Below are 6,966 nucleotides of genomic sequence, written 5' to 3'. Positions count from 1 at the left end.
GGATCAGCGAAACCGCCAAGGGCGACGCCGGTTCGATCGTGCGCGCCGGAATCGTGTTCGCGCTTCCGGCGGAGGTGATCGCGGACCGGATCGGGCGCCGCAAGGTGCTGGTGATCGTCGCGTGGCTCGCGCCGCTGCTGACGGCGCTCGGCGCGATCGCGCCCACTTTCGCGGTGCTCGTGGCGACGCAGACGCTCGGTCGACCGATGGGTATCGCGCTCGCGTTCGTGATCGGTGTGGTCGCGGCGGAGGAGGTCCCGAAGAACAGTCGGGCGTATGCGATCAGCGTTCTGGCGATGGCGGCCGGTCTCGGCGCCGGGATCGCCGTGATCTCGCTGAGCCTCGCCGACCTCGGACCGGGTGGTTGGCGCTACGTGTACCTGATCGCGCTGATCTGGTGCGTCGTCGCATTCGACCTCACGCGACGATTGCCCGAGACGCGCCGCTTCACGGCCGACGCCGAGCGCGTCGACCGGCCACGCAAGGTGCCGCGCCTCGATCGGAAGCGCTTCCTCCTCCTCGCGACCGTCGCGTTCGCCGGCAACGTCTTCATCGCCCCCGCCAGCTTCTTCCAGAACACCTATCTCGAGGACATCCGCGGCTTCAACGGGAGTTCGATCGCGCTGTTCTCGATCCTGATCGGCACCCCGGCCGGGATCGGGCTGATCCTCGGGGGCCGCTTCGCCGATCGCCATGGACGCCGCCGCCTGATCACGGTCGCGCTGCCGGTGTCGACGTTGTCGATCGTGGCCGCGTTCACCGTCGGTGGCATCGGGCTGTGGGCGTTCTCACTCCTCGGCGGCATCCTCGGCTCGGCGGTGTACCCGGCGATGACCGTGTACCGCACCGAACTGTTCCCGACGGCGAACCGGACCCGGGCGACCGGTTTCGTCACCGCGTCGGCACTGATCGGCGGGATCGGCGGGCTGAGTCTGACCGGGCGCCTGATCGACGGCGGATGGACGTACGGATCGACGATGGCCCTGCTCGCGATCGGTCAGTTGATCGTGACGATCCTCGTCGTCGCGGCCTATCCCGAAACGGCCCACCGGGAGCTGGAATCGCTCAACCCCGAAGACGAGACGCTCGACGTGACGGAGTGGGTCTGACCGTCACGGACACCCGCCGTCTCATGCGGTGACACCGCGGTCACGAAATGTCTGTCACGAACTGTCTGTCACGAAACGTCTGTCACGAAACGTCTGTCACGAAATGTCTGTCAGGAAATGCCCGTCACGAAACCGCTGATGCGATCGGCGATCTCGTCGTCCTTGCCCGCGAGGTCGTGGCGGCCACCGTCGATCCAGTGGTGCTCGACCGGCCCGGGAATGGTCGACGTCCACGCCTCGAGCTCGTCGGGGGTCCCGAACGGGTCACGCGTGCCGGAGATGAACAGACAGGGAACATGCAGGTTCGGGAGATGCTCGACGCGGAGTCGGTCGGGCTTGCCGGGCGGATGCAGCGGATAGCAGATCAGGACCAGCCCGGCGAGCCGTGCGACCGGGCCGTGATCGTCGACGTCGGCCGCGACCATCGTCGTCATCCGCCCGCCCATCGACCGTCCGCCCATCACGAGCGGGCCACGCCGTCGGGAGAAGTCGCCGAGGTCGTCGCGGATCGCAGCCATCAGCTTCGGGGCACGATCCGGAGCGCGACGACCCTGCGTGCGATACGGGAAGTCGCGACGCTCCACGTACGCGGATGAACCGAACAGGGTCTCGGTCGCGACCAGGCTCGAATGATCACACCCGGTTCCGGCCCCCGGGTACAGCAGCAGAGTCGTCTTCGCCATCAGGACAGGATCCGTCGCGCCTCGGCCAGATCGGACATCGACTTGGCCGCATCGACCTCGACGCCGCCATGGTCGGGGTGGACGTCGCGCAACTTGGAACGGAACGCCTTCGTGACCTCACGCTTCGACGGTTTCGCGCCGCCGAGCTCGAAACCGAGCAGGCTCATCGCCCACCCACTCGGGTCGGCGAGCGCCTCGAGCGTCGTGGTCTGCGAGCCGGCGAGGTAGGCGACCATCGAGGGGCCGATCGGACCTCGCCAACGCGCGGCCTTCTGGACGACCGGAGCGACCGCTCGCCGGTGATCGAGCGACAGACGTTCGATGGCGTAGATCGCGCCGAGGACCTGGGCCAGATCGGTGCCGGTCGTCGCGAAGTCGAACGAGATGTCGTCGCCCTCCCCGAGCAGGCGATGCGTGCTGTGCCCGAGGCCGTGCCGGTCGAGCTGGAATCGGTGCCGAAGTCGAGGTTGCACGATGCGGCCCCCCGTCTCGACCTCGCCGATGAGGCGGTGCACGTCGGGCACGAAGTCGTCGTCGACTCCCCCGAGATGCTGCGCGACGATCGCGCCGAGCAGCAACCCACCGAACCCCGGTGCGGGGTCGACGGGCAGCGCCATGTGACCGAGCGAGATCCGACGGGTCGGCTGTGCCGGTCGGCTGTGGAAGATCTCCAGTTCGGCGAGCAGCACGCAGCGATCCTCCTCGTGTCGTCCTTGGCGCGTCAGACGTAGTCGCGAATGGTCGAGCGCAGTTCCTGGGCCAACCCGATCACGTCGGAGGACTCCTGGAGATGCCCGTCATCGCCGACGGGGTGGTCGACTGTGGCTCCGCCCTCGGCATCGGCCACAATGCGGTCGACGATCGCAGCGACACCGGCGACCGCCTCGGACCACACCCGCGGGGCGAGCTGGTACGGGGGATACTTCGGCTCGATCAATCCGTCGAGGTCGATGATCTTGCGGCGCGCCTTGGCGTCGAAGGGATCCTTGGCCAGCTTGTCGGCGGTGAGGAAGATGTCACCGAGGACACCGTCGGGCGGCTCGTTCGCTCCCTCGTCGACGGCGTTCCCGAGTTCGCCCGCCTCGATCGCGTCGAGGAGCGAGTCGACATCGGACTCGGCATCGGCCGCGACGTGGATCACCGCGCCGTCCCAGCGATGGGGAATCTCGGCCTCGACCAATGCGGCGGTCAGCGCTGATCGGTCGCCGTCGCTCCATTCGTCGAGTCCGTACTCGACCGCCTCGTCGTCGTCGGCGAGACCGACCGGGAACGGGCCCAGGAGGGCTTCGAGCTGCTCGAACATCGCGTCGGCGTCGGCCTCGACCACCTCGGGCACGACGAGTTCCTCTTCGTCCCAGTAGTGCGGGATCCCGGCATCGGCCAATGCCTCAGCCAGCTCCGCACGGTGGTCGAACGACCACGCGGACAGGTCGTAGTGCACCTTGACGACGGACGTGTCGTCGGGATCGAAGTCGATGGGTTGACCGGCGGCAGCCTTGTCCTGCTGCTGCTCACCACCCTGCTTGTTCACGAAAGCCACGACCCGCACGCTATCTGCGCGCCCGTTCAGACCGCGGGGTTCAGACCAGCGGGACCACCCGATCGAGGAACTCCTCCGTGCGGCGATACTCGTCGGCGACGTTGTCGGGTTGGCGGAATCCGTGACCCTCGCCGTCGTAGACGACGAACTCCACGTCGCCGCCGCCCCGTCGGATGGTGTCCACCAGCCGTTCGCTCTGGGAGATCGGAACGACCGGGTCGTCGGATCCGTGCATCACGAGGAGCGGCGCGGTGATCTGATCGGCGCGTCCGATCGGCGACAGCGTTGCGAACGCTGCATCCGACTCGGCCGAACCGTCGTTCGGAGCGACCAGCGTGTCGGTGTAGTGCGCCTCGAAGCGGTGGGACACCTCGGTCAAGGCCCGCAGATCGCTCACCGGGTACGACGTCACCCCGCCGGCCACGAGGTCGCCATGGTCGGACAGCACGCCGAGCGCGGTGAGCCCACCCGACGACCCGCCCACGACCACGGTCGAGCCGGGTGTCGCCCAGCCGGAACGGTGGGCCGCGCCGATCAGATCGGCCGTGTCGTCGACGTCGAGGCGTCCCCAGCCACCGTGGAGAGCCTGCTGATAGGCCCGGCCGTGGCCCGTCGTGCCGCGTGGGTCGACGACGAGCACATCCCACCCCCGACTCCACCAGTAGACGATCCTCGGGCGCCAATCGACCTGCCACTGATCGGTGGGGCCACCGTGGACCCAGACGAGCAGCCGACCATTCCCGACAGCGAACCGACGGGCATGCAACGTGCACCCGTCGGTCGACGACGGTGCCTCGATCAGTTCGGGCTCGGGCAGTTCGTCTCGCGGCCACACGTCCGGGTGCGACAACGCGACAGTGGTCCGACGGTGGAACGGCGACGTGTACACGACGATCTGGGTCGGGGTACGCGCACCCGCGCGCAACGCGACAAGGTGGTCACCGGACCACGACAACCGACCGTGGACGCCACGCCCGACCTGTTCGACCGTGCCGGTGGATCGGTCGACGATGCACAGCGCTCCGTGACCGCGCTCGTTGCGGGTGAACGCCATCCGCGAGCCGTCCGGGCTGAACGCGTACGTCCGGTTGCCCATCCCCCACGTCGGGCCGGCATGCTCGAGCGGCTCGTCGACGACCGGTCGATCGCGGACGTGCACGTTGAGCCAGCCGGATTCGTCGTGGACGTGGACCGGCTCGCCGGACGGGGTGAATCGAGGCTGCTGGAACGCACCTTCGTCGAGTCGCCACTCTGCGATTGAGCCATCGTCGCTGTCGCGTCCGAAACCGTCGGGCAGCCGACGATCGACCCGGACCGCTGCGTCCCACGCCATCGCCGGCGGACTCCACCCCGTCCACGAGACCACGTCCCCGTCCGGGGCGATCGCCGGATCGAAGCAGAACGCGTGGCGTCCGTCGTCGAGACGCCGCGTCGTCCCGACCGTGAGATCGAGCGACCAGATCTCCGCTTCGTCGACGGCGTACACGACGAGCCGACCATCCCCCGAGGCGCCGGCCGGGGCGCGCACCGACCTTCCGTGCGCGGTCATCCGTTCGAGCTCGAGACCCCGCTGCCACCACAGCTCGCCATCGTCCGCGACATAGATCAGCGACGGAACCGAAGCTGCACGTTCGTGCCTGGCACCGATGTGCATGTCGACCCAGGCGAAGCATCCTCCGCCGAACCCGCGGCCTGGAGCCGGATCGGGTCCGAACGTGAGCTGGCGTTCGGGTCCCGCCACCGCTCCGTCGGCGGCGAGCGGCACGGCATTGATCGACGAGGCGCCCTTCCAGCGCTGGACGAATCCGATCCACCGACCGTCGGGCGAGATCTGCGGCTCGGTCAACTCCCGTCCCGCTCGGACCAACGACAACGCGACAGGCTCCACGCAGGGAGCGTACAAACCGCTCACGACTGGGTCGTTGGCGCCGCGCAAAGTACGGTCAACGGCATGACTGAGTCGTCACGTGAACGCCCCGATCGCAACCTGGCGATGGAGCTGGTCCGGGCCACCGAATCGGCCTGTCTGGCCGCCGCACGCTGGGTCGGTCGCGGTCAGAAGGAGGCGGCCGACGGCGCCGCGGTCGAGGCGATGCGGATGTCCCTCTCGACCGTGCAGATGACGGGCACGGTCATCATCGGGGAGGGCGAGAAGGACGATGCTCCGATGCTCTTCAACGGCGAGCAGGTCGGCGACGGGTCGGAGCCGTTCGTGGACGTCGCCGTGGATCCGATCGACGGCACGACGCTGACTGCTCACGGCAAGACGAACGCACTGTCCGTGATCGCCGTCGCCGACCGCGGCTCGATGCTCGATCCCGGCCCGTCGTTCTACATGGAGAAGATCGCCGTCGGACCCGAGTCGGTCGGTTCGATCGACATCACGGCGAGCGCGTCGCAGAATCTGCGGTGGATCGCGAAGTCGAAGCAGGAGGAAGTGCAGGATCTCACGGCCGTGATCCTCGACCGCCCACGCCACGCCGACCTGATCGCCGAGGTCCGCGAAGCCGGGTGCCGCATCCGACTGATCACCGATGGAGACGTCTACGGATCGGTGGCGACGTGCTGGCCCGATGCGGGCGCCGACGTCCTGTTCGGGATCGGCGGCACGCCCGAGGGCGTGATCTCCGCTGCGGCGCTCAAGGCGATGGGCGGCGAGATGCAGGCGCGCTTCGCCCCCCAGGGAGACGCGGAACGCACCGCGATGCTCGAGGCCGGATTCGATCTCGATCGGGTGATGACCCAGGACGATCTGATCACGAGCGACAACTGCTTCTTCGCGGCGACCGGGCTCACCGACGGGGCGCTGCTCCGTGGCGTCCGGTTCGACGCCCGGGGCGCACGCACTCAGAGCCTGGTGATGCGGTCCCGCAGCGGAACCGTTCGTTTCGTGGACGCACGGCACCGGGTGTCGAAGCTGCGCGAGTTCTCCGCGATCGACTACTGATCACGCGACGCAATGGCGGCGTTTCACCTGGCTCAACTCAATCTCGGGCTCTTCCGGGCGCCTCTCGACAGCGATGAGATGACCGAGTTCCGGCTGGCGCTGGAACCGATCAACGCCATCGCCGAGGCGACACCGGGATTTGTGTGGCGTCTGACGGACGAGGACGGTGGATCGGCGAGCTACGTCCGGGTACCGGGACGCAGGAGTCCGCTGTGGGCGCCGAATCTGTCCGTGTGGACGGATCTCGACTCACTCCACCACTTCATGTACAAGAGTGGGCACGCCAGCTATCTCCGTCGGCGCACCGAGTGGTTCCAGCCGCCGTCGGGGGTGACCAACGTGTTGTGGTGGATTCCGGTCGGAGAGATCCCGTCGATCGCTGACGCGGTTCGCCGACTGGATCATCTCCGAGACCACGGACCGGGACCGGAAGGATTCGGATTTCGCAACGACGTCGCTCCCCCGACACCCCCGGGCTAGGACGAGCAGCCGAGGATGTGAGAGAGGAACAACAGGAGCGGCCGGAGGTGACCGAAGCGCGTGTCGTCGATGAGCGCCAGCAACGTCTCGCACGCTGATCTGCCGGATTCCGGGGGCGTCGTGGTGCTGGTTGTGGTCGTCGATGGTGCCAACGTCGACGTGGTGGTCGTGGGCGGCGGCAACGTCGTGGTTGGCGCCGTTGTGGGG

General features: G+C 68.1%; 7 protein-coding genes. 3 read left to right on the top strand and 4 right to left on the bottom strand.

All coding sequences use genetic code 11. The features are described from left to right. Positions 1-1,109: MFS transporter (locus WBV89_RS04590; protein WP_423980158.1), on the top strand; the 1,109-nt coding region annotated here is incomplete at its 5' end. 110 nt (positions 1,110-1,219) lie between these two features. Here the strand turns inward: WBV89_RS04590 and WBV89_RS04585 are convergent. From WBV89_RS04585 to WBV89_RS04570, 4 genes are read right to left on the bottom strand one after another with little or no spacing between them, the layout of a single operon-like run. Continuing rightward, positions 1,220-1,792, bottom strand: a complete 573-nt coding sequence (locus tag WBV89_RS04585; RefSeq protein ID WP_423980157.1) for an alpha/beta family hydrolase — start codon at positions 1,790-1,792, stop codon at positions 1,220-1,222. Continuing rightward, positions 1,792-2,481 (bottom strand): hypothetical protein, encoded by a 690-nt coding sequence (locus WBV89_RS04580; RefSeq protein ID WP_423980156.1) that lies wholly within the window; start codon positions 2,479-2,481, stop codon positions 1,792-1,794. The genes WBV89_RS04585 and WBV89_RS04580 overlap by 1 nt, the downstream gene beginning before the upstream one ends. Before the next feature lie 32 nt (positions 2,482-2,513). Then, entirely contained in the window at positions 2,514-3,332 is an 819-nt protein-coding gene (locus WBV89_RS04575; RefSeq protein ID WP_423980155.1) for a hypothetical protein, read from the bottom strand. A gap of 40 nt (positions 3,333-3,372) precedes the next feature. Continuing rightward, positions 3,373-5,220: a prolyl oligopeptidase family serine peptidase gene (locus WBV89_RS04570; protein ID WP_423980154.1), complete on the bottom strand. Its 1,848-nt coding sequence runs from the start codon at positions 5,218-5,220 to the stop codon at positions 3,373-3,375. Positions 5,221-5,283: 63 nt separating this feature from the next. Here WBV89_RS04570 and glpX point away from each other — a divergent pair, with 63 nt between their 5' ends. Continuing rightward, the gene (gene glpX, locus WBV89_RS04565; protein WP_423980153.1) at positions 5,284-6,279 is read left to right on the top strand and encodes a class II fructose-bisphosphatase; all 996 of its coding nucleotides are present in this window, start codon (positions 5,284-5,286) and stop codon (positions 6,277-6,279) included. 12 nt (positions 6,280-6,291) lie between these two features. Then, positions 6,292-6,759, top strand: a complete 468-nt coding sequence (locus WBV89_RS04560) for a DUF3291 domain-containing protein (RefSeq protein WP_423980152.1) — start codon at positions 6,292-6,294, stop codon at positions 6,757-6,759. The last annotated feature ends 207 nt before the right edge of the window (positions 6,760-6,966 follow it).

It is taken from the genome of Ilumatobacter sp. (genome assembly GCF_049588435.1).
In the GTDB taxonomy this organism is placed as follows: Bacteria; Actinomycetota; Acidimicrobiia; order Acidimicrobiales; family Ilumatobacteraceae; genus Ilumatobacter_A.
The sequence above is the reverse complement of the archived record's forward strand: the minus strand, read 5'-3'. Positions and strand labels throughout refer to the sequence as shown.